General features: G+C 60.0%; 29 protein-coding genes and 2 tRNA genes. 16 read left to right on the top strand and 15 right to left on the bottom strand.

Features of this window, described 5'->3' with window-relative positions; all coding sequences use genetic code 11:
• Window positions 1–28: 28 nt before the first annotated feature.
• Complete coding sequence (locus LJF34_RS04375; protein WP_231183514.1) at window positions 29–1,624, bottom strand: twin-arginine translocation signal domain-containing protein; 1,596 nt, start codon at window positions 1,622–1,624, stop codon at window positions 29–31.
• Between the two features lie 486 nt (window positions 1,625–2,110).
• Here LJF34_RS04375 and LJF34_RS04370 point away from each other — a divergent pair, with 486 nt between their 5' ends.
• The gene (locus tag LJF34_RS04370) at window positions 2,111–2,407 is read left to right on the top strand and encodes a hypothetical protein (RefSeq protein ID WP_231183512.1); all 297 of its coding nucleotides are present in this window, start codon (window positions 2,111–2,113) and stop codon (window positions 2,405–2,407) included.
• 56 nt (window positions 2,408–2,463) lie between these two features.
• Here the strand turns inward: LJF34_RS04370 and LJF34_RS04365 are convergent, their stop codons facing one another.
• Complete coding sequence (locus LJF34_RS04365; protein WP_231183510.1) at window positions 2,464–2,643, bottom strand: AbrB/MazE/SpoVT family DNA-binding domain-containing protein; 180 nt, start codon at window positions 2,641–2,643, stop codon at window positions 2,464–2,466.
• A 299-nt stretch (window positions 2,644–2,942) separates the two neighbouring features.
• On the opposite strand from LJF34_RS04365, the gene LJF34_RS04360 reads away from it, so the two are divergent.
• The 10 genes from LJF34_RS04360 (at window position 2,943) to LJF34_RS04315 (ending at window position 10,614) form a co-directional block, all read left to right on the top strand.
• Window positions 2,943–4,313: a hypothetical protein gene (locus LJF34_RS04360; RefSeq protein ID WP_231183508.1), complete on the top strand. Its 1,371-nt coding sequence runs from the start codon at window positions 2,943–2,945 to the stop codon at window positions 4,311–4,313.
• A gap of 1 nt (window position 4,314) precedes the next feature.
• On the top strand, window positions 4,315–4,743 hold the full coding sequence (locus LJF34_RS04355; protein WP_231183506.1) for a hypothetical protein: 429 nt from the start codon (window positions 4,315–4,317) through the stop codon (window positions 4,741–4,743).
• A gap of 60 nt (window positions 4,744–4,803) precedes the next feature.
• Window positions 4,804–5,157 (top strand): hypothetical protein, encoded by a 354-nt coding sequence (locus LJF34_RS04350; RefSeq protein WP_231183504.1) that lies wholly within the window; start codon window positions 4,804–4,806, stop codon window positions 5,155–5,157.
• Window positions 5,150–5,638: a hypothetical protein gene (locus tag LJF34_RS04345; RefSeq protein ID WP_231183502.1), complete on the top strand. Its 489-nt coding sequence runs from the start codon at window positions 5,150–5,152 to the stop codon at window positions 5,636–5,638. The genes LJF34_RS04350 and LJF34_RS04345 overlap by 8 nt, the downstream gene beginning before the upstream one ends.
• Entirely contained in the window at window positions 5,638–5,940 is a 303-nt protein-coding gene (locus LJF34_RS04340; protein WP_231183500.1) for a hypothetical protein, read from the top strand. The genes LJF34_RS04345 and LJF34_RS04340 overlap by 1 nt, the downstream gene beginning before the upstream one ends.
• A gap of 97 nt (window positions 5,941–6,037) precedes the next feature.
• Window positions 6,038–6,481: a hypothetical protein gene (locus LJF34_RS04335; RefSeq protein WP_231183499.1), complete on the top strand. Its 444-nt coding sequence runs from the start codon at window positions 6,038–6,040 to the stop codon at window positions 6,479–6,481.
• Window positions 6,478–6,903, top strand: coding sequence for a hypothetical protein (locus LJF34_RS04330; protein WP_231183497.1), 426 nt, complete (start codon window positions 6,478–6,480; stop codon window positions 6,901–6,903). Before LJF34_RS04335 ends, LJF34_RS04330 begins: the two co-directional genes overlap by 4 nt.
• Window positions 6,904–8,559 (top strand): hypothetical protein, encoded by a 1,656-nt coding sequence (locus LJF34_RS04325; RefSeq protein WP_231183495.1) that lies wholly within the window; start codon window positions 6,904–6,906, stop codon window positions 8,557–8,559.
• A complete protein-coding gene (locus LJF34_RS04320; RefSeq protein ID WP_231183493.1) occupies window positions 8,552–9,454 on the top strand; it encodes a hypothetical protein in 903 nt (300 codons plus the stop codon). The genes LJF34_RS04325 and LJF34_RS04320 overlap by 8 nt, the downstream gene beginning before the upstream one ends.
• The gene (locus LJF34_RS04315) at window positions 9,451–10,614 is read left to right on the top strand and encodes an ATP-binding protein (protein WP_231183492.1); all 1,164 of its coding nucleotides are present in this window, start codon (window positions 9,451–9,453) and stop codon (window positions 10,612–10,614) included. Before LJF34_RS04320 ends, LJF34_RS04315 begins: the two co-directional genes overlap by 4 nt.
• A 355-nt stretch (window positions 10,615–10,969) precedes the next feature.
• Here the strand turns inward: LJF34_RS04315 and LJF34_RS04310 are convergent, their stop codons facing one another.
• On the bottom strand, window positions 10,970–11,230 hold the full coding sequence (locus LJF34_RS04310; RefSeq protein ID WP_231183490.1) for a hypothetical protein: 261 nt from the start codon (window positions 11,228–11,230) through the stop codon (window positions 10,970–10,972).
• A gap of 903 nt (window positions 11,231–12,133) precedes the next feature.
• Here LJF34_RS04310 and LJF34_RS04305 point away from each other — a divergent pair.
• A complete protein-coding gene (locus LJF34_RS04305) occupies window positions 12,134–13,372 on the top strand; it encodes a hypothetical protein (protein WP_231183488.1) in 1,239 nt (412 codons plus the stop codon).
• Window positions 13,369–13,665, top strand: a complete 297-nt coding sequence (locus tag LJF34_RS04300) for a hypothetical protein (protein ID WP_231183487.1) — start codon at window positions 13,369–13,371, stop codon at window positions 13,663–13,665. Before LJF34_RS04305 ends, LJF34_RS04300 begins: the two co-directional genes overlap by 4 nt.
• Before the next feature lie 126 nt (window positions 13,666–13,791).
• On the opposite strand, the gene LJF34_RS04295 is transcribed toward LJF34_RS04300, so the two are convergent.
• The 8 genes from LJF34_RS04295 to LJF34_RS04260 form a co-directional block, all read right to left on the bottom strand.
• Entirely contained in the window at window positions 13,792–14,160 is a 369-nt protein-coding gene (locus tag LJF34_RS04295; RefSeq protein WP_231183486.1) for a hypothetical protein, read from the bottom strand.
• A 24-nt stretch (window positions 14,161–14,184) separates the two neighbouring features.
• Entirely contained in the window at window positions 14,185–14,469 is a 285-nt protein-coding gene (locus tag LJF34_RS04290) for a DUF6516 family protein (protein ID WP_231183485.1), read from the bottom strand.
• Between the two features lie 613 nt (window positions 14,470–15,082).
• Window positions 15,083–16,750, bottom strand: a complete 1,668-nt coding sequence (locus LJF34_RS04285; RefSeq protein WP_231183484.1) for a winged helix-turn-helix domain-containing protein — start codon at window positions 16,748–16,750, stop codon at window positions 15,083–15,085.
• Entirely contained in the window at window positions 16,747–17,217 is a 471-nt protein-coding gene (locus tag LJF34_RS04280; protein WP_231183483.1) for a hypothetical protein, read from the bottom strand. Before LJF34_RS04280 ends, LJF34_RS04285 begins: the two co-directional genes overlap by 4 nt.
• On the bottom strand, window positions 17,214–17,969 hold the full coding sequence (locus tag LJF34_RS04275; protein WP_231183482.1) for a DUF4326 domain-containing protein: 756 nt from the start codon (window positions 17,967–17,969) through the stop codon (window positions 17,214–17,216). Before LJF34_RS04275 ends, LJF34_RS04280 begins: the two co-directional genes overlap by 4 nt.
• 358 nt (window positions 17,970–18,327) lie before the next feature.
• A tRNA-Trp gene (locus tag LJF34_RS04270) sits at window positions 18,328–18,502 on the bottom strand.
• Between the two features lie 43 nt (window positions 18,503–18,545).
• The gene (locus LJF34_RS04265) at window positions 18,546–18,770 is read right to left on the bottom strand and encodes a DUF5795 family protein (protein WP_231183481.1); all 225 of its coding nucleotides are present in this window, start codon (window positions 18,768–18,770) and stop codon (window positions 18,546–18,548) included.
• A gap of 61 nt (window positions 18,771–18,831) precedes the next feature.
• The gene (locus LJF34_RS04260; protein WP_231183479.1) at window positions 18,832–19,758 is read right to left on the bottom strand and encodes a DUF5794 domain-containing protein; all 927 of its coding nucleotides are present in this window, start codon (window positions 19,756–19,758) and stop codon (window positions 18,832–18,834) included.
• A gap of 464 nt (window positions 19,759–20,222) precedes the next feature.
• Here LJF34_RS04260 and guaB point away from each other — a divergent pair, with 464 nt between their 5' ends.
• Window positions 20,223–21,716 (top strand): IMP dehydrogenase, encoded by a 1,494-nt coding sequence (gene guaB, locus LJF34_RS04255; protein WP_231183477.1) that lies wholly within the window; start codon window positions 20,223–20,225, stop codon window positions 21,714–21,716.
• 51 nt (window positions 21,717–21,767) lie between these two features.
• Window positions 21,768–22,436 (top strand): DNA methyltransferase, encoded by a 669-nt coding sequence (locus LJF34_RS04250; RefSeq protein WP_231183475.1) that lies wholly within the window; start codon window positions 21,768–21,770, stop codon window positions 22,434–22,436.
• Window positions 22,437–23,058: 622 nt separating this feature from the next.
• Here LJF34_RS04250 and LJF34_RS04245 read toward each other — a convergent pair.
• Window positions 23,059–23,132: transfer RNA gene (locus LJF34_RS04245), tRNA-Lys, on the bottom strand.
• Between the two features lie 371 nt (window positions 23,133–23,503).
• On the opposite strand from LJF34_RS04245, the gene LJF34_RS04240 reads away from it, so the two are divergent.
• On the top strand, window positions 23,504–24,949 hold the full coding sequence (locus LJF34_RS04240) for a DHH family phosphoesterase (protein ID WP_231183473.1): 1,446 nt from the start codon (window positions 23,504–23,506) through the stop codon (window positions 24,947–24,949).
• On the opposite strand, the gene LJF34_RS04235 is transcribed toward LJF34_RS04240, so the two are convergent.
• The 3 genes from LJF34_RS04235 to LJF34_RS04225 form a co-directional block, all read right to left on the bottom strand.
• Window positions 24,946–25,242, bottom strand: a complete 297-nt coding sequence (locus LJF34_RS04235; RefSeq protein ID WP_231183471.1) for a PRC-barrel domain-containing protein — start codon at window positions 25,240–25,242, stop codon at window positions 24,946–24,948. The two genes, LJF34_RS04240 and LJF34_RS04235, sit on opposite strands and share 4 nt — an antisense overlap.
• A gap of 27 nt (window positions 25,243–25,269) precedes the next feature.
• Entirely contained in the window at window positions 25,270–26,400 is a 1,131-nt protein-coding gene (locus LJF34_RS04230) for a pyridoxal phosphate-dependent aminotransferase (RefSeq protein WP_231183469.1), read from the bottom strand.
• Between the two features lie 62 nt (window positions 26,401–26,462).
• Entirely contained in the window at window positions 26,463–26,897 is a 435-nt protein-coding gene (locus tag LJF34_RS04225; RefSeq protein WP_231183468.1) for a DUF393 domain-containing protein, read from the bottom strand.
• Window positions 26,898–26,930: the final 33 nt, after the last annotated feature.

The raw sequence follows: 26,930 nt of genomic DNA, 5'->3' as shown, positions 1-26,930 counted from the left end.
AGTATCGCAAAAATCAATTGCTGGTTGGTTAGAGACTGGCTCCTGAAGTGTAGTTGTGAGCGACTCGCGTCGACGACGGAGTCGAATTGTCGTCAACGTCCGCGTCGTTCCACTCCACTTGGGTGTGAGCAACACCGTTGACCGCTATCCTTCCACCTCGAACAGTGTTATTGAGGATGGTAGAGCGATCACCGTTGAGACCGACCACGGTGGTTGCATCGCCATCAATCGAGACGTTTTCCATCTTGAAATCGTCTGCCGCCGAGGCGACGTAAATACCACGCCGGTTGGTATCGATTTCACTGTTTACGATGGTCACGCGACTGTGGTTGAATGTAATCACGAATGACCCATCCGACACATCGTCACGAACGACGAGTCCGTTGATATAGAGGGGTCCAGTATCGATTCCATCACGCTGGAGAATAGCCGGGGACGTTACTCCCGAGCCGATGTTCACCGTGATATTATAGAGCTCGGCACCCTCCTCGCTTTCAGTTCCACGGATCATACTGTTGTTACTGTAATTGTTCGTGATCTCGATGTTACGGAACGTACCACCTTTCTGTGGCCAGAGAGCCTGCGACGACCAACTCTCGGCGATATTGTCGTCGTAGAGGATACGGCAATTCGTTGCGGTATCCTCGTCGTTGAGACGAAGACTGGTCAGACCGACGTTCCGTAGGAAACAATCGTGGATATTGACTTGGCCTTTCCGTGTCGCGTTTCGTTTCGCGTAGATGCCATTATTCGGGAATCTCGCGATGTATGATCCTACGATTTCGAGAGTCCCGACGTGGCTCCCCTCGATGGAAATAGCCGTCGGATTGTTTGTCAAACTACTAGCGAATTTCTGTGACCCGTCGGGCATACGGAGGTTTTCGATGCGGCCATATCCCCGCTCCGTAGTCACGGCAGGATAGATGATGTTGTTACTGTCCGGATCTGCATCGAGCCGACCCTCGAGCGTGATATTTCGCAGTTCGAGGTGTTCTTGTGCAAACGCTGCCAGCGGGCGAGGACCGCAGTTCGATGCGCTGACGTCAATTACAAAGTCACTGAGGCGGAGAACCTTTCCGCCATTCGTTGACCCGAGATTAAACACGGTTCCAGTGTATCCGGAGTCGACTACGAATCGAGTTCCGGGTTCTCCCACGAGGGAGAAATGATCGAAGTCTGTATAATTGAATGCTCGGTCGATGCGGTAATTCCCTTCTGGAACGAAAATCTGAGGATTTGGCTCATCCTGGACGATTGACTCTAACGTATCTATAAATGAGTTGCTTCCACCAGGGTCAGCACCTTCTGTGATGACGTTGATTTCGTGACCGTTAGTGACACTGTTGATTTGCTTCCAACCACCATCGTAGTACCATTTCGCGCCCGTATAGCGGTCAAAATAAATCTCACCTGCGCCTGCACTACCTGGTTTGGCAGAAGGGGAACCGACATAGTATGTGCTACTCGAATCAGGATTCGAGATACTCTGGGTTGTTATAGAATCGGAAGACGCCGCATCCACCTGGCTTATTGGGAGTGCTGCTGCGCCAGCGGTTGCTCCTGTAAGTTTGAGGAAACGTCGTCGCGGGAAATCTGCGCGGTCCTTTGCGTTATCTTTCGACATGCAATAGGTTAGTTCCAATCCATAGTTTATATCTTTTCTGTAGTTTATTACAGAATATTATTTCCACAATGGTATTGTAAATAGTGATATATTTTGGCAATCAAACTTATCAATAGTTGTATGTAGACTTCCGATTCAAAATTCAATATCATGAATCGGTTATTCAGAGACGTATATTTTTGCACACGTTCCCTGCAGACCTAGTTTTCTCGGGTAACTGAAACAGTGGCCTTATATAAAGAAGTTCAAGACCTGTTTGATCTGTCCAATCGGAGCAGTGCCGAGTCACTCGTGATCGACTCGATTTGCACACGACGCTCGCGATGGATGTGTGCAATTTCGCAGATTCGTTTCTCGCGTTCTACAACCCCAAGGAGTCGCGCCCATGTCGGGTTTAGTGGGGGTTGATTTCCACCAATTAGTATTTTGTAATGTGTGAGATAAATTCACCCCAAAAATACATATCTCAGTAGATATTATCGGGGAATGGCCGCAGTGATCACAAAGCCAGTCCAATGGACAGGGTTCGAGTCCCTGAAGAGGTTTGGACACTACGTCCAGTTGGCAGAAGGTATACTGTTGGAACTTGGCGGAGTGGCATTTACAGGCGGTCTGGATAAGGTGATTCTATACGTAATTAAGAAAATGGCAAAAAATGTTTGGAAGTGTCTGGATAAAGAGTATAGTATTAAAGAAAACGCGGCCAACCTGGGTGAGAAGGTCGTCAATTGGGTTAAGTCCCAACGAAACCCCAACCTCTTTTCCCTGCCAACGACGCGGTGAGTTACTACCTTGTTTTATTAACTGAGATCTAACTCAATAGAAATGCAGAAGAACAGTCAGTGCCGGTTCGGCGCATGAATTTTCGCGTAGCCCTCACCTTCCATCGCCGTCCACAGCACGTCATCAGAACCTTCGATACCGAGTTCATCAACGACGTTCGCGGGGATAGTGAGTTGGATCGAACCGTCTCCTTCCTGTGCCTTCCGAGTGTCTGCAAATTGTTTTATAATTCCCATCGGAACTCTGGTGAGTTCTGCGAACCGTCTATGTAATAAAGGTGAGGTATTTGCCCGGATCTTGGAAGACTCATCGCAGAAACTCTCTATGAATTTACTATTTATCAATAGAGTGGTCAATAGCCGATTCACGACCGGTCGCACCGGTCGAGTGAATAACCCATGACACGGGAAAACGGGCGAGTGCGCCCAACAACCTCCTTTTCGGAGGCACGAATACGGTGGACCGACTGGAAAAATTACCAGAGTCAGAACGAGCATTGTTCCGATTCGTCTCAGCCATCCGACGGAGGTGAGCGATGAAACGACTGGGCGTTCTCCTGATCGTGCTGCTCGCGAGCTCGACGGTCGTCGGCGCCGTCGGCAACACGGCGATCAACTACGACGCCGGGCCGAATCCCTTCATCGAAGAGCAGATGCTCACCAAAGCGACCCACAACATGAGCAACATGGGCGCGCTCGACTACAGCAACGACGACGGCGATATCGTCGCGCTGCCCGCCCATCTGAACAGCTCCGTCGAGAGTCAGTTCGGCGTTCGGTTCGACAAAGTCAGCGACGACGCGCTGACCGAGTTCCCCCGCGACACGAACAAATCCGCCGTCCTCGATCAGGGCGACTGGACGACGTCCGGGCTGACCGTCAGCGAAACGAACACGGACGTCGAGGGAATCAACTTCGCGGGCTCCAGCGGAACGGCGACGTACTCCGACCTCTCGCTCGACGACGCGAACAAGCGCGTCTTGCTCGTCGTCGGAAACGTCAACAGCATCGACGCGGGTGCGAGCGTGCAGTTCCGCGCGGTCGACGCGGACGGCGACTACAAGGCCGTGACGTGGAACCAGACTGGCTCGGGAATCGTCACGCAACAGAAGCTCGCCGGTGCGTCGATTGCGGGCTCCGGCGACGGCTCGCTCGACACGATCACCAAGCTCGTCGTCGCGACCCAGAACGGCAGCGCCGACGTCTCCCTCGTCGGGCTCGACGCCGAACGCAAGAGCAAGCTCGTCCTCGGAACGACCCTGCAGGAAAACGACAGCGACGACGAAACGGAATCCGTCACGCGCTACGAAACCGACGGCGGCGTCGTTGAGCTGACCACGCTGGACAGCATGGGCGACTGGAGCGCCGACGCGGTCGTTCACGATTTGGAGATCAACGGCGTGATCTATTCCGCCGAAGACGCCAAAAACGACGACGTCAGCGTCGAGTTTTCGAACGCGGACAACTACGCGAGCTACCCGACGAAACTCGACATGCACGTCCGGCTCGAGATACCGGCGGCGATCGACCTCACCCATCAAGGGCTGACGCTGAACGCCGAACAGAAGTACGTTAACCAGCGCTACGTGGGCGTCAAACTCGCCGAAGGCGTGGCGGACGACACGAAGCTGTCGAACGTCTCGGAAAGCAAGTACAGCGACGTCACGAACAACTACAACGCCGTCAGCGAAACGCACGAGCTCGACGCGACGATTTCGCCCGGCTCGGGCTACGTGTTCCACGCGACGATTCTCCTTCAGTCGGACGACGTTCGAAAGCTCAAGGACACGAGCGGCTCCGGTTCGGGTCCGGTCGGGACGAGCGGCGGAATCCTGTCGTCCATCTGGACGTGGGTCACGGCGGCCGTCGCGACCGTCTTCGGGTTCTTCCGAATGCGAGGAAACTGAGATGGGTCGCTGGATCCAGAAGTTGAACAACATCGCCGACGTGGACGGCGGGACGCTCGAAAACGTCGTCCCGAAAGCGCTGCTGTTGCCCGTGATCGCGGTCTTCTACAGCATCGCGGACCTCGTCGGCGCGTTCGTCGACGTCCCGATCGCGATCTTCGATAGCTTCGCCGAAGGCGCGGGAATCCTGATCGGCGGGTTTCTGGAGCCACCGGGAAAGATCCTCTCGGCAGGCGGTCAGCAAAGCGCGTATACGTTACAGAACGGCGTATGGGCACAGTTCGGCCCGTTCACGTACATCATCGCCGTCGGCGTGGTCGTCGGTGGCGCGTTCGTCGTAGCTCGCTACACCGCCGAAGAGGAGACGGGCAACCTCGTGCCGGGAATCCCGTTCGACGTTCCGATCATCGGCAACAACGAGGACGACTGAGATGCACGAGGCACGTTTTACGGCGCGACCATCGGCGAATCCGCAGTTACGGGGGTAACGATGGCGGAGACACTGATGGAGTTGCTGACCAACGACGACGGTACGAGTATCCGTCTCGATCGGCTCGCCGCGCTCGTTACGGGGATTATTGCGACAGCGTTCGGCGACGGCATGGCGAATCTGATCGAGGGGCTCTTTCAGGCGTTCCTGATCTCGCCTTTACAGGGCGTATCGGGGTTTATCCGGTCACTGACGACGACAGTCACCACCGGGCTCGGGGATGTCGAGCGTGGCGTCTGGAGCGCGCTGAACTCGTTCCTTCGGAATTTCGGCCCCTTCGCGTACTGGGTCGCCGTACTGTTCATCCTCGCGCTCGCGTACCTTCTCGTCAAAGGGAGGGATTGGAGTGGTTAATCCCGCGACGCGCTCGAGCAACTCGACGACATCGTCGGGCGGCGGAAATTCCGGCTCGAATTCCGACGACGGCGACGGTGGCGGACTCGCGGCGCTCGGCTCACAGATCGCCGAAGCGGGCGGACCGCGGAAGTGGGTCTTCGGACGAATCACCGAGTTCCTGCTCGGCGCTGCTGTCGGAACGACCGTCGGAATCGCCGATCAGATCAACGACGGAATCACCGCCGTCACGGACGGCCTGACCTACGCCGGGAACGAAACGACCACCGCTTTCGGGAGCGTCGGGACGACGCTGACCGGGCTCGCATCGGACGGGTTCGACGTCCTCGCGGAGACTGCTGACATTGCAGGCCCGCTGGGTCCGCTCGTCTATCTCGGTGCAACGGTCCTCATCGCCGCACTGGCGTGGCGAGTAGCACGAGCGCTGTCGGACAGCGTTCCCGTTCTCTCGGGAATCCAAACGCTGCTGGAGGGCAAGTGATGGCGGACTCGTCGCTCTCCCTCCGCGAAATCTTTCGACACCCCGCCACGCTCGCGACGACCATCACCGGTGTCGCCGGTGGCGTACTCCATCTCCCGCTGCTGGCTTCGCTATGGACGGCGCTCGTCGCACAGTCGGGAGCGCTGTTCGGCGGCGTATCGGTGTTTGCGTTCACGGTCGCACCGAAGGTTTCCCCGGAACTCGCGGCGTGGTTGGAGCCCGTCGCGATAGTTCTCGCCGTACTCTACGGCGGCTCGAAGCTGTATCGCGCACTGAAATCCATCTTCACGAACTTATCATGATTCACGATTCACAGACACGATTAGCGGAAGGAGCATCGGTACAAAAGCGCCACGCGCGTCGTCCCGAAGGGACCGTGCGCATACACGGGGGACGGCGATGATCCTACTCGGGATTTTGGGCTCGTCGCTCGGGCTCGACGTTCTCGATGGGATGCTCGCCTACATCGTCGGGTTTCTCGCCGTGTTCCTGCTCGCGTACTGGACGTTCGACGAGCGGGATCAAACCGACACGTGGGCGGACACCGTCGAGAAAGTCGGCGAACGTTCGACGACCGCCACGGGCGGCCTCATCGGGGCGGCGGGCTCGCTCGCCTTGGTCCTGATCGCACTACTCACGACCATTGGCCAGCAGCTCGCCATGTCCGGTGGGCGTATCGTCGAACTGATCGCGACCGATCCGGTTCTCTCCGGCGGCGTCGCGACGGGACTGACGGGCGTCGTCTCGAACGCGGGATTCGTTTCGCTCTCGACGCTCCAGCTGCTCGGAATCGTCGCGCTGTTTCTGATCGTCGGAACGATCTGGAGGGAGCGCCAGACATGAAAGTCGAACTGGGAACGCCAGCGGACCGCGTCGAGGAGATGTGGACGACGCTCGACGCCGTCGATGATCCGCCCGCTGACCGACTGCATGCAATCGTCGATGACGAGCAACTCAAAGGCGATCTGGTCATGACCCTGCTGGGCGGCGTCATGGCGCTCGCGATGGGCTATATAACCGTCCAGCAGCTCACCGGACCGCTCGACATCGTCGGCGTCGGGCTCACGGGAGCGTGTTGGCTCTTCACGCTGAAAGTCGTGTACGAGGGCGTGATACGGCTCCGCTGTGCGACAGACCGGGACTACGAGTGTCCACACTGTCGCGAAGCGTCGGAGCGCTGGTACGCCGGGCCGACGCTCCCGGACATCGACGAGGATCCCGCGCCGACGGAGTCACCAGATCCGCATCGACCGGAGGGTCTCTAAATGCGTGGCGTCAGTGGCGTCGCTCGGACGCTCGTCGTTCTGCTGCTCGTCACGTCCTTCGTCGGGAGCGCGCTCGTCGTTTCGGCGGACGGCGCTGCTGACAACACGAAGACGAACGCGACGTACGGGCTCGGCGAACTCCGTAACGGCGGGACACACGTCTCGGGCGCAGCGCCGTCGCTCCGGTGGCTCGGGGACGACGCCGCCGTCTACGTTGACCGCGAACACACCAACCCGCTGCGCGACGGTGGCAGCGAGGACTGGCGCGTCGAGAAACTGCTACGCTCCGGCGAGACGGTCAACACGAACGAGGTTCGACTCCACTATCAGGGTCCACGAAGCGCCGACGAGCGGACGTACGAACTCGTCGTCGTGTACTGGACGCCCGGCGAACAAGAGGTCGCACGAAACGGGACGACCGTCACGGAACCCGCCGCGCTGAATCAGACCGTCGAGCGGAAAGAAGTCACCTTCGCGAGCGCATTTGATACGGCTACGGTCGAACTGCGCGGCCACTACGAACGTCCCGTCCGCGTGACGATGTGGATCGCGGACAACCGCAACACGGCGCGCTGGACGTTCACGCACAAATCGCTCGCGACGGCGCAAACCGTGACGACACAAACCGCCGGAGAGCGCCTCTGGTGGCTCGTCAAGAACTACGTGGTCTGGATAATCCTCTTCGGACTTGTCGGCGCGGCGTTCGCATTATGGGCGGTCAAACGTGCCGGACGCGGTCCGGGCTTAGGGCTCGGAACGTGGGCGTTTCTGATCGGAGTCGGTGGCTTTCTGGCGCTGCTGTGGAACTATGAGGGGGTATCGACGCTCTTCGTTCAGGGGCCGAAGATCCTCGCCGCCGTGACGGTCGCGTTACTCACGATTCCGTGGATCGAAGGACAGGATGACCGTCTCCAGAAATTCCTGTTCGTCCGTCCGGTCGTGACCGATGCGGTCAGCGCGTCGGGAGACTCGGCGAAAGACGCCGTTTACCTGGAACTGGCGGAACACACGGTCGCGGAACTCTCCGACGGGACGCTGTCGATCGTGAAATCGGGACCGTTCAAGTTCCTCGCGCGGGTGTTGGGCGGCTCCGCACCGCTCCAAGGCGCGCGCGATATGGCACAGACGGAAGTTCGGGCGGACGGAACGACGCGCCACGACCGCGTGGTTTGGATCGATCCGAACGTCGACGATATCGTCGATTACAGCCCCGAATCCCTCTCACTCCAACGACCGGCGTCGCTCGTCCTCCAACTCGGGGGTGTCGCACTCGGGCTGCTCGTCGTCAATGCGGGCTGGCTGCACGTTCCGGCGTTGAAGTGGCTCGGATGGCTCGGACTCGCCTTCGTGGCGGTCATGAGTTTGGACGTCCGCAGCGGACACGCGAAAATCGAGCCCGCGAGCGCCCATCAGCGGAGTGCTCACGTCACGACGATGTTGACGAGCAAGGAGATGGACGACGCGGCGACGCTCGACGACGCTCGCAAAGAGACGTACAAAGAGCGCGCCAAGTCGAGCAAAGACGTCGAGGACGTCGTCGAACTCCGGGACGACACGCTGATCCGCGAGATGCTCGGGCTCGACATCTCCGCCGGAATCAACCCCGACGACAGCGACGACGGGCCGTCCGGCTCGGGAGCGCCTGCCGATGACTGACGCGATTCTCCCGTCGGGAAACGTGCTCGACGCGGTTGTCGGGGAGCGAGACGGCGATTATTCGGACGACATCGTCGAAGAACCCGAGAGCTATCGCCCGGCGCTGATCAAGCTCACGAACGACATCGAGGCGCTCCAGCGCGAGTTGGAATTGGGCTTTGACTCGCGGCGAAGGGTTCTTGAATGGCTCCAACGCCTCGCGATTCGAACGCTCGGCGAGCTTCCACAGCGCGTCTTTTGGGAGCTCGCGCGGCAGTTCGTATTGGACGTTCGGGACGACCAACGCCAAGGAGTACTGCTGGCAGCGCTACTGACGCCCGCCGTTCGCGAGCGCTCGCTCCCGGAGGACACCGTTACTGAACTTCGGGGACGCTTTATCGCGACACAGCTCCGCCCGGCGTATCATCGGGCGTTTCGTGAACTCCGGAAGGACGCGACGGAGTATATCGACGACGCGGACGTCGACGAAGACGCCCACGCGCCAGCACGACAGCGACACCCGGCAATGCGTCCCGGACTCGCCGAACTGGAGCAGTGGCAACAGACGGCGCTCGCGCAGTTGCTCGCCGGATTCGACGATACGCAGGATATCCTGTCGTGGGGACGCTACGTCGAACTGGCGACGTGGGGCGAGGTCGATGAAATCGAGCCGCCGGAGTGGATCCGCGCGGCGCGCTCGAGGACGTCGGGAACTGACCGAGACCTCGTCGAGCGCTGTGTCACCGAACGGTTCACACGGGCGCTGTTGCTCTCCGACGACGGTGAGTCTGCTCGCGAACTCTTCGCCGCCGTCCATCTCTTACCAGCCATGAATCGCGGGGTGCGTGTCCTTGCCGGACGAGCAGGCGAGGTCGCGGACGCCAAACGCAAACGCCAGACACCGACACAACTATGAGTTCTACGAATATCCAAGAGCGGCTATCGGAGTCGACTCGAACGAGCACGGACGCGCGTGATAAATCGCACGCGCTCGCACAGTTCGACGAGCCGCGTCGAAACACCCGACAGATAACGGGAGACGCGCGTCGTCACACGGACGCCGACAGCATGCGACGATACTTCGGGCTCGCGCCGTGGGACCGAAGTGCGTTCTCCTACCCGACCGTGATCCCGAATTACCTCGAAAAGTCGTGGGACCCGCCGGCCGACGAGAAAGCGGGTGGGACGGACGTTCTCGCGACGGGAAAACCCGGTACCGGGAAATCGACGCTCGCCTGTTATCTGGCGCTACGCGATATCGAAGCGAACGGCAGCACGGTCGTCTGGCGCGGTTCGTCGAGCCGCAGTGAGTGGCTCGCACTCGCACCGTGGACGAGGCTGTGTCTTCCGGCGGGCGTCCCGATCACGGCGCGGCTCGTCAGTAAGGATCCGACACAGCCTGCCATCGAACTGGACGTCGGAGACCTTGACCGGATCGTCCGCGAGGTCGTCCGTTATCGGGATCCGCTGGAGCTGAATCAGGATATCCTCAAACCAGCGCAAATCAACGTCGTCTATCCGGATCCGAAGATGCGCGGCTGTCAGGAGATCTACGAGGAATCGGACGAGAAGACGTACGATACGCCGTCCGGACGCGGACTGTTCGCGCCGGAAGACCCAGCAGGTCACTGGTGGTTCGCGTGGGTTCTCGCACGCGTCGAGCACGGTCCGCACCACTGGACGACGTGGACTGCCGACGAGATCGGCGATATCGCGCCACAGTCGGCGCAGAAGGACACGTTCGCCACGTACCAGAAGATCGAGCTGCTCAAAGACGTCTGGGTTGACGCCCGCAAGTTCGGGCTGACGATCAACGCCTTCGGGCACGGAGAGACGGACATCCACCAGATGATCCGTCACAAACTGCGCTGGCGAATTCAGATGCCGGGGCAAGCCAACCCGACGAAGGCGAGCGACGTCGTCGGATTTCGAACAGTTCCGATGAACACCGACATGACGAGTCGCATGTCCGTCGGCGAGGGGCTGATGTACACGGAAACGAACTTCGAGCCCTTCGCGTGGCGGGACATGCCGACACCACACGACTACAAGCTGATGATCAAGGTGGGACGATGAGTCGCGAATTTTTGAAAAGCGAACGGAGAAAACCGAGATGGGACGGGTCGCATGGAGTCGCGGAAAAACCGACGTTTACGCACGCGCGCGTATCGGATGGGCGCGGTAGGGTCCCCCCGTGTGCGCGAGAAGGCAAGCGAGGTGGCGCATAATGCGAGCGCAATCGAGCTGGCGCGGGGGACTCTCAACGCTGCTGGTCGTGCTGTTGCTCGTCAGTAGTGTTGCACCGATCGCGAGCGCCGCGTCGACGGGCGGGACGCTCGTCACGCTGCCGTCGAGCAACGTCAACGATCAGCGTCCGAACGCGAGCAGTACGGTGATCGATCGCTCGTCGTTCATGGCCTCGAGCCATGCATCAACGACGGAAATCGTCCTGCTGACGGGCGCGCAGGTCAGGGACACAAACGGCGAACAAATCGCCGCCCCAGACGAGTTGGTCGTCCAGATTAGCGACGACGTGAATCACGGAGGGCGAGAGATCGCGATCCCACGCAGTCTGTTCCTCCGGACGTATGGAGAAATCCCCGAGCGCGTGACGGGGCGACACTCCAGCGGCGAGCGGTGGAGCGCGAATATCGAGCGCGCAGGCTCGCTCGTTAAGTTCTACGTCCCGCATTTCTCGACGAATACCGTGACGTTCAGTGGGCGGGTCGAGATTGACGCCCAACCCGCAAACAACGGGAGCAGCTACTCATATGAGTTGGCGGATCTGGACGCGGCGAGCGATTTCAACATCAGTGTGACGGGGACAGCATCGAACGAATGGGACAATGAAAGTGCGATTGGGCTGTCGGATGGAGACTCCATGTTAATCTCTGTTGGCGGGAATATGGACCCAACAGGGCTATCCGGAGATCCGGTTGTTAACGTCACTGGGGAACAAATATCGCGTAATAAGCCAGATGACAATTACCGTCATTCGAGCTATACATTCTCCTCTCCACCATCGACTATCAGTGAAGTGTCCTGGCGCGTTGAAGATTCATCCACAGGAACCCCGGAAAATGGCCCCTATGCCTACGATGTTTATCTCGACGTTGGATCAGACACATATCATGTCGGGTCTGGAGAGATTTACGATGCGGACGGGACAGTCAATTATAATGGGGAGAACACGAGCATGTCGATCCCGACAAACGGCAATGACGTTGTGATACGCTTCGAGGGAGGAGACTCGAACGACGGGTTTGGAACGGCAACGATTTCCTCTGGGTTCCCAGAAAATCTCACCATATCTGCCGACGATGGCACGTCAGTCGATGTTGGGGACCTGTCGGACGGAGATACGAGGAGCGCGGCGCTCGACCTCACGACATCCGCGAGCCAACTGACAGCGTCGTTCGACGGTAGTGGGACGATCGACATTGATCTCGCTATGAGAGAGCGAACAGTGACCGAAGATCCAACGGTCGAAGTGAACGGACATATGACGAGTTATCCGGGACAACTTCCCGATGGCGAGACTGCGGTTCTCTCGACAAATGTGTCTTGGCTCCGTGCTGGTTCGAATCGAGTAAATGTGACGGTCGGATCGTCGCTATCGAGCGATGCCCCCGGCAGCAAGGTAGGGCTGTCCTATCGACATATGGCGCTGGATCAACAAACAACCGACTACATCGCGGAGAAATGGACGGAACGCTACAATATTAGCAAAACGTACGCAAGCGCGCGTACAGATCTCGATATCGAGATTCCGTTTCAGTCGAATGTGGTCCGTATTCGAAACGTCAGCGTCCAGCGAAACGGATCGATGTGGAACGAACCGAGTTGGGGTTTCAACGAGGGGTCACTCCATATCCATCCGGACGACGTCGGCGCCGAGACGACGCTCAATGTCCGGGTGAATGGATCGAAAGTCGACGTTGACAACGGCGCGATTCGCGTATTGGTGCCGACAGCGCCCGGCGACGCACTCAACAGCAAAATCAAGATCACGGACCGGGAGCCCGGTTTCGCGATCGACGTCGGCGGAACGGCGGACGGCCAGCGGCTCCACTATCTCACAAACGAGAGCTGGCAGGGAGCAGCGCCGTACACCGAACACCTGGAGAACGGCGCACAGTGGATCTATACGCCGAACGCCGGGAATGGCTCGACAGCGCGCGTGAAAACGCTGCCGCTGGAGGTATCTCCACAGGGCGACGTCCTGATCGACGTGACGGATCCCGACACGAACGCTTTTCACGTTCACCCCGGTGACACGGCGGGCGACAGCGTCGCGTATCGCTGGCTGGACGCGACGACGGGCGAGGATTACGTCCTCTATTCCAACACGAACGACGTCGTCCGCGATGCACAATCCGCTGACGGGACGGTCGAGCTGCTTGACGACGACAGCGAGGAAACACTGCGGATCATGCTCGACGAGAGTGGTTCGTCGTCGAGTGGTGGGAGTTTCAGTGGGAGTAACGCCGCCGTGGTCCCGATCTCGTCGAGCGGCGGACTGCTCGACAGCATTCCAGTCGTGATCGGCGTCGCAGTCCTCGCGATCGCTGGCGTCGCGCTGCTGCTCTCGCGGAAATTCAAAAGCAACGAGATCGTCCTCGGCGGGACGGCAGCGACCGCGCTCGTTGCGCTCGTCATTGCGGGCGAAGGAATCAGTCCGGGTGTGCTGCTCGGGCCGATCGGTGAGAACGTCGGGCGTGTGATCCCTGTCGTACTGCTGATAACGACTGGGACGCTCGCGTACTACTTCTACGTCCGATTTATCCGAGGCTATACGACTATCGTCGAGATCGGGGGCGAGCGTCTCAAATGATCGACGTCGTCCTCGCACCGCTGTTGGTCAAGGGAGTCGTCCGCGCAGCCCTCGACATCGTCGGCGCGGCGGGTGTCCCGGTCGCACTCGTGGTCACGCTCGTCAGCGTCGCTTACTACTCCCGTCACGCCTTACATGCGGGCGCATTCATGGCAAGCTGGATTCGTATGGGCTCAGTCTTTGCCGTCCTGATCGCCGTGCTGCTCGCGAGCAATGTCGTCGATATCAACCTCGACGCTGCGTTCGGGCTCGTTGAGGGTATCACGCGGTTTCTCGATGCCGGATCGTTGTAGGCAGGGTACTTCCGTCTGGGCGCGTAAAACGCGCTCTGCGTGATTGTCCAGAACGGCCAAAACGATTGGAAAGGACATCGAATCGGGACGAAAAGCCCTGAACGATCCTCCTTGTAGCACGGGGGATTAGGCGGCGAGCCGCACGTGGATGTCGAACTCGTCGTAGTTGACGACCGGCCGCTTCGATCTCCCTTCCTGCACGAACTCGATGACATTGAGCTCTGCTAGCTCGTTCAAGTTCCGGCTCACGTCCTTGATATCTCGATCGACCAAACGCGCTGCCTCGCGCATGCTTGATGGTTCTTGTTGACGGATCGTGCGGAGAAGTTCGAGGTTCTTGTCGCTGAACAGTCGCTGGAGGTCCGCCTCGTCTTGGAGACTCAACACGTGGCGGTGTTCCGGCTCTTCTCCTCGTTCCATCGCTTCGATTGCGTCCAGCGTATCCTCGTGGAAGTCGTCGGTCGATTCGATCTGTATGTGTAGTGTTGCGCTCATATCCTTGCCTTTGTCGCGTGTTGATTAGCGGTACTCGTTGACTTCGCGGACGAACCGTCGATACAGGTCGGCCATACCCGGGAAGTCGATGATTTCGACTTCATCCCCCGTATGTCGTTCATGGCCTTTCGATGTTTCATGCGCGTTATCGAAGCGGACGATGGTTTCGCCGTCGAGCGTCCCGAAGTGGAGTCGGTATTTCCACCCGCAGGGATATTGAGGGTGGTTTGGGGCGTCTCGAATGAGGATGGATTCAACGTAGCCGTCGAATTCTCGTGTCCGACGCATTTCCAGGTCATCATCTGCCATCTCCGTTTGTTGGTATGCGGCCCATCATAATAAGATGTTGGGGTGAATACCAACATTCCTTCTCCTCATGTGGTTATCTATCGAATCGCCACACTTGACAAGTTCCTCCCACGGTTCGCTGACGAACCGCGTGTATGGTTATGTGGCTCGCTTCGGACTCTCCTAAGCGATTTTCGTAACCACCGTTGCCACTCTTTACTACCGGGATACCGTCCGTGTGCGGCGAGCGTGGCGACTCTCTCGTGTGTTCCGGTGCGGTGGCGGTAGCGGCGCGCGTTCTGCGCGCCGCGTTATTGTCCTGCCCCCTTAGGGGCACATAGCGCTGAGGGGGTCTAGCAACCCAGCTTCGGACCACCCGGAAGCAGAACGGCTCTCGTGGCGGTGCTACGAACGGATATCGGGTGTTTCGCGATCGGGACTAGGACGGAATACAGCATAATTCGAGTAGAATAGCTCGACCATTTCACCGTCAACAGCCGGGTGAAAGTGAAATTGATGACAGCACATCATACACTGTGGGACAATAATACAAGTAAGGATTCACGACCGCGAAAATGCGGCTGTTCGAGCGTAGCTGTCGCTATCGAGAAGAGAACGCCGAACGCGGTCTCCGCTACGAGATTGCGGGATCCGCGTCGACGTGGATTCGAATCTCGTCGAGTCCTAACCGATCGGCATCGACAAGCGGTGGAAGATGCTCCACGGATATCCGATTCAGCTCGTCGAGTCCGGCGAAGCGCCGCTGCTCGCGATGGCTCTCGTTACCGTTCTCTGGTTCCTCGATTCCTTCTTCATCGTCCGTTTCGTGGGCGTCGTGCCACTCTTCGAGTTCGTCGCGACGCTCGTCGGCTCGCTTCCGCCGATCCGCTGGTGTGTCGCCGGAGTTGACGTCCTCGAGGACGTCCGCCGCGTGCTCGCCCATCGTGGGAGCCGACCAGGTCAACAGCGTTTGCTGTCCGGAGAGTCGTTCGCACAGTCCCAAATCCTCCAGTCGACGTGCTTGTCGCTGAACCGTGGAATACCGTGCACCCGTCCGTTCGACGAGTTCCTTGTACGTCGCGCCGGCCGTTTCGACGAGGATCTGGAGGATGTCGTAGGTCAGGCCGGCCCGGTCGCGATACGTGCGCGTGGCCTCGGCGTACAAATCCGGAATCTTCGATTTGTACCACTGCTGGAGTTGTTCGCGACGGTTCTGCGGATGCTCCCATTCGTAGGGCTCCGCGTCGGGTCCGAGCGACATGTCGTCGGCGAGAATCGCGTCCTTCGGGACGCCAGCCCAGATGAAGTGAGAGAGGACGACCGATTTCAGCACGTGGTGAATCGCCGGGATTTCGTCGAAGTGGGGCTTTCGCTCGCCCTGTTTCGTGATGAGCGCCGCCTCCAGTTTGGGTTGGTCCATCGGATACTCGAGGCGTTCCGGGTGATCCGGGAGGTAGCACTTCAGCAGTATCTCCGCCTTCGGCGGAAGGACGTCGGCTGCGTCTTTGACTCCGAGCAGATCGAACCGGCTCGTCGAGAACTTGTACTCGCTCCAGCCGTGTTTCCCGCGTTCGCCGTCGAGCGCGGATAGCTCGCCGTTCTCCAGCGCGATCAGGTCCTCGCTGCGCCGGAGCGTTTCGACGACGTCCTCGATGTATCGTTCGTCGAAGCGGTGGTGGTCCTCGACTTTCCACCCGCGTTGGCTGTCCTCGACGATCAATTCGCGGTCGAACCGATAGTCGTCGAGTGTTGCATCGATAACGTCGGCCGCACGGTCGACGAGTTGGCCGTGTTCCGCGACCCACGTCGAATTGACGTGAATCATCGTTCCGGGACCGTACTGGAGCGGAAGCGGTTCGCCGTCGGGTTGAACCAGTCCCTTCAGATACGGCATGATCGTCAGCGAGCACGCCCGAAGTGGCGTCCGGCCGTGTTCTATCTCGCCGGTTGGCCCGATCGGGCGGAGCGTCAGATGATACTTGAAGAACGGCTTGTATGCGTCGCCCGTTCCTTCGCCCGCCCGCCACTTGGACGAGCGGAAGAGGACGGCGAGGTCGTCCTGACCGTCATCCTGGGAAATCGTACCGACGTGTACGGGTTCGTCCTCCGGTGAGTCGACGACGTCGTACCACAGCTCTCGGAGACGGTCGTACAACGACGTATCGACGGCGCTGTTCGCGACGTCGTCCAGGAGGAACTGTCCGCCGCCACCGTGCTCGACGGGAGCGGGCCACGTTAGCTCGGCGTACTCCGTATTGAGTGAGTGCCGTGGGTCGTCCGGACGGGTGTTATCGACGCTCATCGATTCACCTCCTGCGGATCGAACACCGACGACCACGGCAACGTTGCCGCGTCGATCCCGTCCGCACAGCGCGACCAAACGCCGTCGATCAACGAATCGACGACGAACGCCGGAACGAGTGACAGTCGGATGATGGCGTCGGAATCTCCCGCTTCGCCGTCCTTGTCGTAAACGCCGAAGGCGTACTCGCCCTGAGCGTTCAGAAGTGGCTCGTGGTTCCGGCGACAGATTTTGAAGCGCCCTCGTCGCGATGAATCGCCATCGGCAACGCGATAGGCGGCAACCTTCACCTCGATCGGGACGTCCGATTCGACGACCGTGAGGGACCGATTCTCGGTCACTATCGGATCGACTGTCCGAGCGTCGTGCCAGAGGCACTCGTCGTCATCGACCGACCGGGCAGGCCATCGAGTGATCGTCGCATTGACGCCCGTCTCACCCCAGTCCGAGTTACGGACGACGCTCATTCGCGACCACCGTCCTCGAGGCGGACGAGTAGGTCATCGACGACGCGGACGATTACATCGCCGTGGCAGCGTTTTTCGTCGGAGTTCGCACAACCACACAGACACCCCAACGTCTTCCCGCGACAGCGCTCGACGAGAGCGGTTCGAAGCGCCGGACGCTGCTCCAGTTCGAGCAGCAGCGCGTTCGTGAACATCCCGATGGCCTCGTCTCGTCCGTACTGCTCGGCCGGATACGGATTTCCGAGCCACCCTCGTTGCCCGATGTCCGCGTTCAAGAGGTGAATCTCGCTACCGTCTTCGCCACTAGCACGACCGATGTAGACGTCGCAGTCGTCCTCGACCCAGTTCGCGACCTCTGTTCGCTGTTCGTCGTCGGTGCCGGAATCGGGAGTACGTTCTATCGCCGGAAGGTCCGCTTTACGAACGGGAATCCAGTGTTCGCCGGTTGTGTACTCTGCGCGAGCCCCGACCCAATGGTACGTATAGCCCAACGCATCGGGTCCGTTGACTGTTTCCGGAATCAGGATATCCAACGGACTTCGGTAGCCGATCGACCGAACCGTCTCGACATCGTCGTCGAACGCGTCGCGAAGCTCTTCGTCGACGAGTCGAACTACGGGTACGTCGATTCTGCCATAGGAATAATCGATAGGAGTGCCATCGACAGGACAGATGACGGTACCGCGATCGTCGCGAACGATTTCCCGGAGCGGCGGCCAACTACGGACACCGAACTCTTCGAGAGAGGTCACGTGGATCCCCTCCCGCTGTCCGCAACTCTTTCGCGGAGCTGTTTTCCACCTCGCCGTGCGGCGTGGACCTGTGGGTCGGGATGTTCGACATCTTTCCCGCTCGCAGAACCGCGCATTATGCGGGCCCACGAATCACACTCAGGGCACCGCTTCGCCCGGCTTTCTTCGGTACCGTAGGTTCGGCGGAAGTCAGCGGTTACGTGAGCGTCGCAGTAATCGCAGGTAGTCCGCTCGGAGGGTGCTGTGGACGGGAGTCGGACTACCATCCAACCGACACCTCCGAATATCGGGGCCTACCACTAACGGGTTTACCTGTAGTTAGTGGTTCTAAAAAGCTTAGTAAGACTTTTTTACAGCATGGGGTCGGAGGGATTTGAACCCCCGATCGACTGATATCTCCGGTGCGCCTCGGAACTCCAGAGGGTCGTCAACGCGAGCGATGATCAGTCACTCGCTCGGTATATCAGCTGGAGTTTCGTCCCGGGCGCATAGCCTCTGGAGTCAGTCGCCATCCCTGGCTTGGCCACGACCCCGCGAACTGTGATTGGTCGAAACGACCTAAAGGGGTTTCGATTTCTACTCCTCTCGCGTCCCCCATTCGCAGTCTTGGCATTTATACCCTGTAACGAAGGCCGTCACGCTCGGCATGTACCCGACTTTAAGCACGTCGCCGCCGCAGTCGGGGCACTCGCGTTCGGCGTCCTCGATTCGGTCGGCTTCCATCACGGTGTCGTCCTCTATCAGTTCCGCTAGTCGCTTCGGCGTCACCATCCGTCCTTGTACGACGCGATTATCCGGCATGTGAAAACCACGGAGAGGAGAAGGGAAAAACGTTACAGCCGCAAGTCGAAGTGGGCCGACCTTACAGCCACGGGCGGCGTTCGTCGCCGTCCTCCTCGCCGGGGTAGCCGTAGGCGGCCGAGGAGTCCTCGCCCTCGGTGAGGTCGGAGTTCTCGCCGCCGTCCGTCACCGCGGTGTTGCTGTCGGCAGGTCGAGGGTGGGATTCTTCGACCGGTTCCGGGTTGGCAACGGACTGTTCGGCCGCTTCGACGGCCGATTCCATGTGGTCGCCGGGTTCGAGCGCCAGCAGGCACGTGACCGCGAGGACGGCCAACGGGGCGCGGCCCGGTGCGAGCTGAAGTATCGACAGGGGCAGGACGCCCAGTGCGACCGCGCTGCCGAAGCGGAAACGGTCGATGTCGACGACGCCGCGGAGCCACGGCGCGGTGAGGGCGACGATGAGCGCGAAGCCGACGCCGGTTCCGGCCGCCGCGACGGCCGGGAGGACGTGGGCCGCGTCTATCGTCGTCTTCAGTTCGAAGCCGGACGGTTGCAGGCTGGCGAGCATCCCCAGTCCGATGATGATTCCGGGGCTGGGAAGGTACTCACCGATGCGAGCACTCGCGGTCTTCGCGGCGATGGCGGCGATGACCAACGCGGCGAAGCGCTCGAATATCTCCATGTTCAGCGCACTCTCGATGGTCGGCGCGAACGCCGCTTCCACCGCCGCGAGCGCGATGATACCGACGCCGACCGCGAGAACGCTCGTCGCCTGTTCGACGGGCGTTCCGTCCATCTCGGCGAGGATAACCGCGACGGTTGCGCTTCCGCCGAAGACGAGCAGGCCGACTTGGATGATTCCGACCGGAGAACTCAACGCTCCGGCGAGAACCATCGCCGGGAAGATACCGTCCACGAGGGGAAGTCCCATGACGGTCGCGAGCAGTTTCGTTGCGCCACCTACTTGTCGCTCTAAGCGGTAGGCGACTGGGTGTTGGGAACTGCTCATCGACTAGTGACTATGACCCTGACCCGTGGGCGAGGGGTGATGGTATCTGTGGTGCGACCGACGTCCTACCTTCGGTCGAAGATTTCCCGCAAATCCTTTTCCTACCAGTGTTGTGCACAGTTTTGCAAAAATTGCAATCGGAGCGAAAGAGTCGCCGCTCGTCCGACCTGCAATACACTGTGCCATGAGACTGGTAGAGTCCATACCCACAAATATTGTCGATTATTGCTTAAGTGTTGCGTGAGAGATGACCCCATGCGACGTGAAATGGATGTGAAAACCGGAATCATACCTGCTGTTTTTCGCCGAATAGAGTCGTTCACCGACTGTCTTTCAGTGGCAATATTTACCTCTTTCGGCATGAATCGGTGGGATACGCATATGTGTGTATACAATCCAACGATTACCACGTCAGTCAAGCACAATCTCGCAACGTTTTTCAGTGGCCGCTTCGTTCGGATTACATGGCGAACGATTCTCACAACGACGGGCCGTTTTCCGAGAAACTCCGGGTACCTGAGGCACTTACCTTCGACGACGTACTCCTGCGTCCGAAGGAAAGCCGCGTCGAACCGGACGACGCCGACGTGAAGTCTCGCGTTTCGAAGAACGTCGAACTCAACGTGCCGGTCCTGTCCGCGGCGATGGACACCGTCACGGAGAGCGAGATGGCGATAGAGATGGCGCGACAGGGTGGACTGGGTGTTCTCCATCGAAACATGGACGTCGAGGCGATGGTCGAAGAGATCGAACGCGTCAAACACGCGGACGAACTCATCATTCGTGACGTCGTCACCGCGAGCCCCGAACAGACCGTTCGAGAGGTGGACACGATGATGGCGCGGAAAGGAGTCAGCGGCGCACCCGTCGTGGACGAGGACGACGAAGTTCTCGGCATTATCTCCGGCACCGACATCCGCCCGTACCTCGAAGTCGGCGATAAGGACGAAGTGCAGGAGGCGATGACGGACGAGGTCATCACCGCGATGGAGGAAGTCACCGCCCGCGAGGCGCTCGAACTGATGTACGAACACAAAATCGAGCGCGTCCCCATCGTGGACGAGGAGAACCACCTCACCGGCCTCGTCACCATGCAGGGCGTCCTCCAGCGCCGTGAGTACGGCGAGGCGGTCCGCGACGACGACGGCCACCTCCGCGTCGGGGCCGCCGTCGGACCGTTCGAAACCGACCGTGCAATCGCCGCCGACGAGGCGGGTGCCGACGTGCTGTTCATCGATTGTGCGCACGCGCACAACCTGAACGTCATCGACGGCGCGCGGGAAATCAAGGAGTCGGTCGATGCCGACGTCGTCGTCGGAAACATCGGGACGGAGGAAGCGGCCGAGGACATCGTGGACTTCGCCGACGGTCTGAAGGTCGGTATCGGCCCCGGAAGCATCTGTACGACCCGCGTCGTCAGCGGGTCCGGCATGCCCCAAATCACCGCCATCTCGCAGGTGGCCGACGTGGCGACCCGACACGACGTTCCCGTCATCGCGGACGGCGGCATCCGCTACTCCGGCGACGCCATCAAGTCCATCGCGGCGGGCGCTGACGCGGTGATGCTCGGGTCGTACTTCGCGGGGACGGACGAGGCTCCGGGGCGCGTCATCACCATCGAGGGCAAGAAGTACAAGCAGTACCGCGGCATGGGCAGTGTCGGCGCGATGAAGAGCGGCGACGGAAGCCGCTACCTCAAGGACGACCCGCAGGACGAAGAGGAGTACGTCCCCGAAGGCGTCGAAGCGGCCAAACCGTACAAGGGAACCCTCGAAAGCGAACTCCACCAACTCGTCGGCGGCATGCAGTCCGGTATGGGATACGTCGGCGCGGAGACGATTCCGGTGTTCAAGGAGCGCTCGGAGTTCGTTCGCCTCTCCTCCGCCGGACAGCAGGAGAGCCACGCCCACGACGTGATGATCACCGACGAAGCGCCGAACTACAGTCCCGGCGAATAAGCGAGTCGTTTACACGTCAATTTTTATCGCATCTGTTCGAAAATGGCATCTATGCAGACGTTTCTTCGATTACAATACGAGAAACCCGACGAACTCCCGTCCGAATTCGGGCACGACATTCGAACACCCGAATCGTTCGTGGAGGTGTTCGTCACGGAGTTTTCGAAGGAAGGTGACACCGTTCTCGACCCCTTCGCCGGGTTCGGAACGACGATGAAGGTCGCCGAAGAGTTGGACCGAATTCCCTACGGCGTCGAATACGAGGAAGACAGGGTTTCATTCATCCGTGATCGCATCGAACACGGGGAGAACGTCGTCCATGGCACCGTTTTCGACCTTCCCGCCTACGACTTACCGACCGCCGATCTCTGTCTCACCTCACCGCCGTATATGGCCGAAGAAGGGGAGACCAACCCGTTTCAGAACTACACTGGTGAGGGTAGTTACGAGGGGTATCTGGCGGATTTCCACCGCGCTTTCGCTACCATCAAGGAGTGCCTGGCAAGCGACTCTCACCTCCTGGTTGACATTTCTAACTTGAAAAACGACGGGAACGTAACGACGTTGGTGTGGGACGCCGGGAGAATTCTCTCGGACCAATTCCACTTTGAGGGAGAAATCGTGATCGGGTGGGACGCATCCGATACGGGAGAAAGGGACGGAAATTACGACTACGGCTACGACCACAACTACTGTCTCGTGTTTCGAAACGAGAAATAACGGATAGCGCTCGTACTGTGTAGTCGGGCAGCGCCAACCGAACCACCTCGTCAGCGCGCCATTCGGAAGGACGGGGCGTACGATATGACCCAGTCGGGCGGCGCGCGAGGGACGACTGAACGGAGTGAAGAGTCGGTTGGGGAGGGCGTGGTGTGGTGGCGGTGCGGTCGCGGGTGGGACTGAAAGGGGCCGTCCGGTCGCGCCTGCGTGGTTGCTGTGCGGGCCACTATTCTGGCCGTGCGTTGCGGAGCGGCCAGAATATCCCGCACAGCAGCCGCGAGCGGACGAGGGCTTTCGAGGTCTGCTTCTCGGTGACTGCAATCACAAGACACCCAAGTGTGATCCGTAGCGAACGGGCGGGGGCTTTCGAAGTAGTCGTTTCGGTAACTGCAATCACGACAAAATCAGAACCCGAATCAAAATCAACACGTTCTACCACGATTCCATCCCGTCATCCCCAAATCATCGAGACAGCCGCAACTCACGAGTTCATTCCTCGCAAAAGCGGGCCGGGCGCGATTTGAACACACGGTCGGACGTGCTCGCTTCGCTGCGCGCGACCTCCCTGCGATTCAAATAACTGGTGCCGTTTTGCCACTCACGAAGTAGTTCGTGGCAAAAACGGGCCGGGCGCGATTTGAACACGCGACCGTCTGATTAAGAGTCAGACGCTCTGCCTAACTGAGCTACCGGCCCAACGCATTCTGAAGAAGTCGGGTGTGACGTAAATACGTTTCCTTTCGGATTGCGGTCAGCCGGTTTGCCGGGAAACGGGAGGGAAAATGCGGGTCGAAAACGGGCTGATTCTCCGTCGAAAAACCGCACAAATATCAGGTTATTTTCACTGGACGCTTCTTTCTCCCGTGATCGAAGTAGTCGAAGAAGGGCGTAGGATGCTCGTTCACTCCGCGGACGTTTGACGTTCACATCGGCTCGTTGTGACATTCTTTTTGGACTATTTTGGACGAATACGAGTCCGCGTTTGCGTGAGTAAAACGGTCCGTTGGGCTGGTTTCAGCGTCGCTCCGGGAGGATTAAGTACCGGCCGGGGTAACGCCCCAGTAGTAATGAGCGCCGGGATAACTATCTCTTCGATGTCTTCGTACGCAATTCTCGGTTGTGGGAGCGTCGGCTACGCTGTCGCCGAAGAACTCGTCGCACAGGGGAAGGAGGTTCTCATCGTCGACCGGGACAGCGACCGCGTTGAGGCGCTCCGTGATCAGGACCTGAACGCGCAGGGGGGCGATATCCGAGAGGAATCGGTGGCGGACGAAGTCTCCGACCGGGACGTCGTGCTCATCCTCTCTTCGGACGTCGCGGCGAACAAGGAAGCCGTCTCGAACCTTCAGTCCGGTGGGGGCGAGCGGTTCACCGTCGTCCGAGCGAGCGACCCGGTGTCGGCGGACGAGCTCACCGAGATGGGAGCGGACGTGGTCATCAACCCCTCGACGGTCATCGCCAACTCCGCGCTTCGCTCGCTCGAAGCGGGCGAGTTGGAGTACAAGGCCCGGCAACTGTCCGGCGTCATCGAGGACACGTCGGGCAAACTCGCGGTTCTCACCCACGACAACCCCGACCCCGACTCGATCGCCAGCGCCGCCGCGCTCCAGACCATCGCGGAAAGCCTCGGCATCGAAGCGGACATCCTCTATCACGGCGAAATCGGCCATCAGGAAAACCGCGCGTTCGTCAACCTGCTGGGCATCGAACTCCTCCAGCGCGACGAGGTGGACATCGAGACCTACGACACGTTCGCCCTCGTGGACCACATGCGGGCGACCCAACCGGAACTCGACCACCCGGTCGACATCCTCATCGACCATTACGAACCGGATTCGGAGTACGAGGCGGAGTTCTCGGACGTTCGACCGAACGTCAGTTCCACCTCGACCATCATGACGAAGTACGTACAGGAGTTCGATATCAACCTCAGCGAGGAAGTCGCGACGGCGCTCCTGTACGGAATCCGCGCGGAAACGCTCGACTTCAAGCGCGACACGACGCCCGCCGACCTCACCGCGGCGGCGTATCTGTACCCGTTCGCCAATCACGACACGCTCGAACAGGTCGAGTCGCCGTCGATGTCGCCCGAAACGTTGGACGTGCTCGCGGAGGCCATCACGAACCGGGAAGTGCAGGGCAGTCACCTCGTCAGCAACGCGGGCTTCATCCGTGACCGCGACGCGCTGACACAGGCGGCACAACATCTCCTCAACCTGGAAGGAATCACTACTTCTGCCGTTTTCGGCATCGCGGACGACACCATCTACCTCGCCGCTCGCTCGAAGGACATCAGGATGAACATCGGCAACGTCCTGCAGGACGCCTTCGACACCATCGGCGAGGCGGCGGGCCACTCCACGCAGGCCAGCGCCGAAATCCCGCTCGGCATCTTCACCGGCATCGAGACGAACGAGGACAATCGCGATACGCTCCTGTCGCTCACCGAGGAAGCCGTCAAGAAGAAACTGTTCGACGCGATGGGCGTCGATGGAGAGACGAACGGAAACTAGACGACCGCTTCTTCTTCTCCGCTCTCTTCCGATTGCTTCAGTCGTTCCACCACGTCGTTGACGAGGATGACGTCGCCGACAGCACGAACCCACCGGTAGGGGATGATGACGCCGCGTCCCGCCGAGATTCGGTTGCCGAACAGTTCGTCGTTGATACCGCCGAGCGCGAGGCCCGTCACGGCGATTTCGTTCAAATCGAGTCGCAGGTCGTCAACCTCGCCGACGAAGACACCGTTGTTAGAGTAAACCTCGCGACCGACGAGCGTTGTAATTTCCGCTGGGCTTCCGTCCATATGCACGAGTGATGGTATGCGCGGGCCTTAACTCTTGGCAGATACCGAATCGAGGACAGTTCCGAACGCGTCCAATCCCTCCCGAACAGTCTCGGTGTCGAGACCTAAACTCAGGCGGAATCGCTCGTCGTCGTCGAAGAACCGGCCCGGAACGACGAGGATACCTTCCTCCCACGCTGCTTCCGAAATCTCGTCGCCGTCGGCCGACTCGTGGGAGAAAAAGCCGTAGGTACAACCCGGGGCGACAGACCCCGAGAGGTCGTCGCGTTCGGCGACGAACGCCGCGAGCAGGTCCCGGTTCGCCTCGATTCGGTCGCGCGACCCGTCGGCGAGATCCGACTCGTCGTACAGCGCACGGCGGGTCAGCGCCATTGCGGGACCCGAAACCGCTGGCACGTGAAACATGACCGACTGCGCTCGTGAGACGAACTCCGCGTCGGCGACCAGCCATCCCACCCGAATCGGTCCGAACCCGAGGAACTTGGTCACGGAGTTGGTGATGACGGTGTTGGGGAGGTTCACGGCGGTCGGACCGCCGAACACGCTGGCTTCGTCATCGGTACAGAAGGGCGCGTACACCTCGTCCACGAGGAGGGTCGCGTCGTTGTCGGCGACAGTGCGACTGACCTCCGCGAGCGTCTCACGACTCGCTCTGCTCCCGCTCGGGTTGTGGCGGTTCGTCACGACCACGCAGCACGTTTCGTCGCTCAGCGCCCCCTCGATTCGTGCCGGGTCGAGTTCGTAGCCCGCCTCCTTCGGTCGGCGAAACCGGTCCACAGTGGCACCGAGTCCGTCGGGCGTCGCAACCAGCGGTTCGTAGCCGGGCTTTTCGACCAATACGCGGGGAGTTCCGTTCCCGTCGTCCTCATCGTCCTCATTATCGGATTCCGCCGCGCCGATCGCGGCGGCCATCGCGACGAAGTTCGCGTGCGTCGCTCCGGCAGTGACGAGGACGTTCTCCGTCCCCACGTCGTACGCGTCGGCGATGATGGTTTCGAGGTCGAGGTCGTCCGGCGGGGACGGCAGGTCGCCGAGGTCCGGCGGGACGATGCCGTCCGGTTCCGGCACCGCCCGACGAAGGTCGCTCGACCCCAGGTCGTGGGTCGCGGCGTCGGGCCGTCCGGTGATCCAATCGAGATAGTCGATAGTTGAGAACATGACGGAGGCTACGAGAACGAGGCTTTTAACGTTCGGGAAGGGTGCAAAGCGCGTCGGACGGCTCAGTCCTTCGACATCGCGAGCGGCATCGACCCCGCGTCCGCGGCGAGCGAATCGAACCGCTCGCGGGCCGCTTCGGCCATCGGATAGACGCCGTGGTACCGGTCCGGGTCCTCGGCGACCCCCGTGACCGTTCGAACGGCGTCCGCGATGGATTCGTAGTTGTCGCCGACGATATCGCCGACCAACGTCGGCATCCCGGCCCGCTCACAGAGTTCGCGGGCCGCGTCCCGCCCGACGTACACCCGTCCTTCCTCGCGCTCGGCGAACACCAACGCGAACGGCGTCCCGTCGAACTGCGCGTCGAGGAACGACTGGGCGGCGTCGTCACCCCACGGAATCGCGCCCACGCCGCGTACCCGGCGAAGGGCGGACGCGGCGGCCGAGCAAAACGGGCAGTCGCCGTCGAAGACGAGGACCGCGTGATACTCGCTCATACGCTTGTCGTACGCGATTTTCGCGGAAAAGTG

The organism is Haladaptatus sp. DYF46 (assembly GCF_021083305.1).
Lineage (GTDB): Archaea > Halobacteriota > Halobacteria > Halobacteriales > Haladaptataceae > Haladaptatus.
Note: the sequence above shows the minus strand (reverse complement) of the source record. Positions and strands in the feature narration are given on the sequence as shown.

What these genes read in the sequence shown, in the direction of transcription:
- LJF34_RS04300 (WP_231183487.1), top strand. Translation starts at nt 13,369, where the DNA reads ATGATCGACGTCGTCCTCGCACCGCTGTTGGTCAAGGGAGTCGTCCGC.
- LJF34_RS04320 (WP_231183493.1), top strand. Translation starts at nt 8,552, where the DNA reads ATGACTGACGCGATTCTCCCGTCGGGAAACGTGCTCGACGCGGTTGTC.
- LJF34_RS04370 (WP_231183512.1), top strand. Translation starts at nt 2,111, where the DNA reads ATGGCCGCAGTGATCACAAAGCCAGTCCAATGGACAGGGTTCGAGTCC.
- LJF34_RS04230 (WP_231183469.1), bottom strand. Translation starts at nt 26,400, where the DNA reads ATGTTCTCAACTATCGACTATCTCGATTGGATCACCGGACGGCCCGAC.
- LJF34_RS04260 (WP_231183479.1), bottom strand. Translation starts at nt 19,758, where the DNA reads ATGAGCAGTTCCCAACACCCAGTCGCCTACCGCTTAGAGCGACAAGTA.
- LJF34_RS04330 (WP_231183497.1), top strand. Translation starts at nt 6,478, where the DNA reads ATGAAAGTCGAACTGGGAACGCCAGCGGACCGCGTCGAGGAGATGTGG.
- LJF34_RS04265 (WP_231183481.1), bottom strand. Translation starts at nt 18,770, where the DNA reads ATGCCGGATAATCGCGTCGTACAAGGACGGATGGTGACGCCGAAGCGA.
- LJF34_RS04375 (WP_231183514.1), bottom strand. Translation starts at nt 1,624, where the DNA reads ATGTCGAAAGATAACGCAAAGGACCGCGCAGATTTCCCGCGACGACGT.
- LJF34_RS04290 (WP_231183485.1), bottom strand. Translation starts at nt 14,469, where the DNA reads ATGGCAGATGATGACCTGGAAATGCGTCGGACACGAGAATTCGACGGC.
- LJF34_RS04285 (WP_231183484.1), bottom strand. Translation starts at nt 16,750, where the DNA reads ATGAGCGTCGATAACACCCGTCCGGACGACCCACGGCACTCACTCAAT.
- LJF34_RS04355 (WP_231183506.1), top strand. Translation starts at nt 4,315, where the DNA reads ATGGGTCGCTGGATCCAGAAGTTGAACAACATCGCCGACGTGGACGGC.
- LJF34_RS04250 (WP_231183475.1), top strand. Translation starts at nt 21,768, where the DNA reads ATGCAGACGTTTCTTCGATTACAATACGAGAAACCCGACGAACTCCCG.
- LJF34_RS04350 (WP_231183504.1), top strand. Translation starts at nt 4,804, where the DNA reads ATGGCGGAGACACTGATGGAGTTGCTGACCAACGACGACGGTACGAGT.
- LJF34_RS04310 (WP_231183490.1), bottom strand. Translation starts at nt 11,230, where the DNA reads ATGCGGGACGTAGAACTTAACGAGCGAGCCTGCGCGCTCGATATTCGC.
- LJF34_RS04225 (WP_231183468.1), bottom strand. Translation starts at nt 26,897, where the DNA reads ATGAGCGAGTATCACGCGGTCCTCGTCTTCGACGGCGACTGCCCGTTT.
- LJF34_RS04280 (WP_231183483.1), bottom strand. Translation starts at nt 17,217, where the DNA reads ATGAGCGTCGTCCGTAACTCGGACTGGGGTGAGACGGGCGTCAATGCG.
- LJF34_RS04325 (WP_231183495.1), top strand. Translation starts at nt 6,904, where the DNA reads ATGCGTGGCGTCAGTGGCGTCGCTCGGACGCTCGTCGTTCTGCTGCTC.
- LJF34_RS04340 (WP_231183500.1), top strand. Translation starts at nt 5,638, where the DNA reads ATGGCGGACTCGTCGCTCTCCCTCCGCGAAATCTTTCGACACCCCGCC.
- LJF34_RS04240 (WP_231183473.1), top strand. Translation starts at nt 23,504, where the DNA reads ATGAGCGCCGGGATAACTATCTCTTCGATGTCTTCGTACGCAATTCTC.
- LJF34_RS04360 (WP_231183508.1), top strand. Translation starts at nt 2,943, where the DNA reads ATGAAACGACTGGGCGTTCTCCTGATCGTGCTGCTCGCGAGCTCGACG.
- LJF34_RS04235 (WP_231183471.1), bottom strand. Translation starts at nt 25,242, where the DNA reads ATGGACGGAAGCCCAGCGGAAATTACAACGCTCGTCGGTCGCGAGGTT.
- LJF34_RS04335 (WP_231183499.1), top strand. Translation starts at nt 6,038, where the DNA reads ATGATCCTACTCGGGATTTTGGGCTCGTCGCTCGGGCTCGACGTTCTC.
- LJF34_RS04315 (WP_231183492.1), top strand. Translation starts at nt 9,451, where the DNA reads ATGAGTTCTACGAATATCCAAGAGCGGCTATCGGAGTCGACTCGAACG.
- LJF34_RS04295 (WP_231183486.1), bottom strand. Translation starts at nt 14,160, where the DNA reads ATGAGCGCAACACTACACATACAGATCGAATCGACCGACGACTTCCAC.
- LJF34_RS04365 (WP_231183510.1), bottom strand. Translation starts at nt 2,643, where the DNA reads ATGGGAATTATAAAACAATTTGCAGACACTCGGAAGGCACAGGAAGGA.
- guaB (WP_231183477.1), top strand. Translation starts at nt 20,223, where the DNA reads ATGGCGAACGATTCTCACAACGACGGGCCGTTTTCCGAGAAACTCCGG.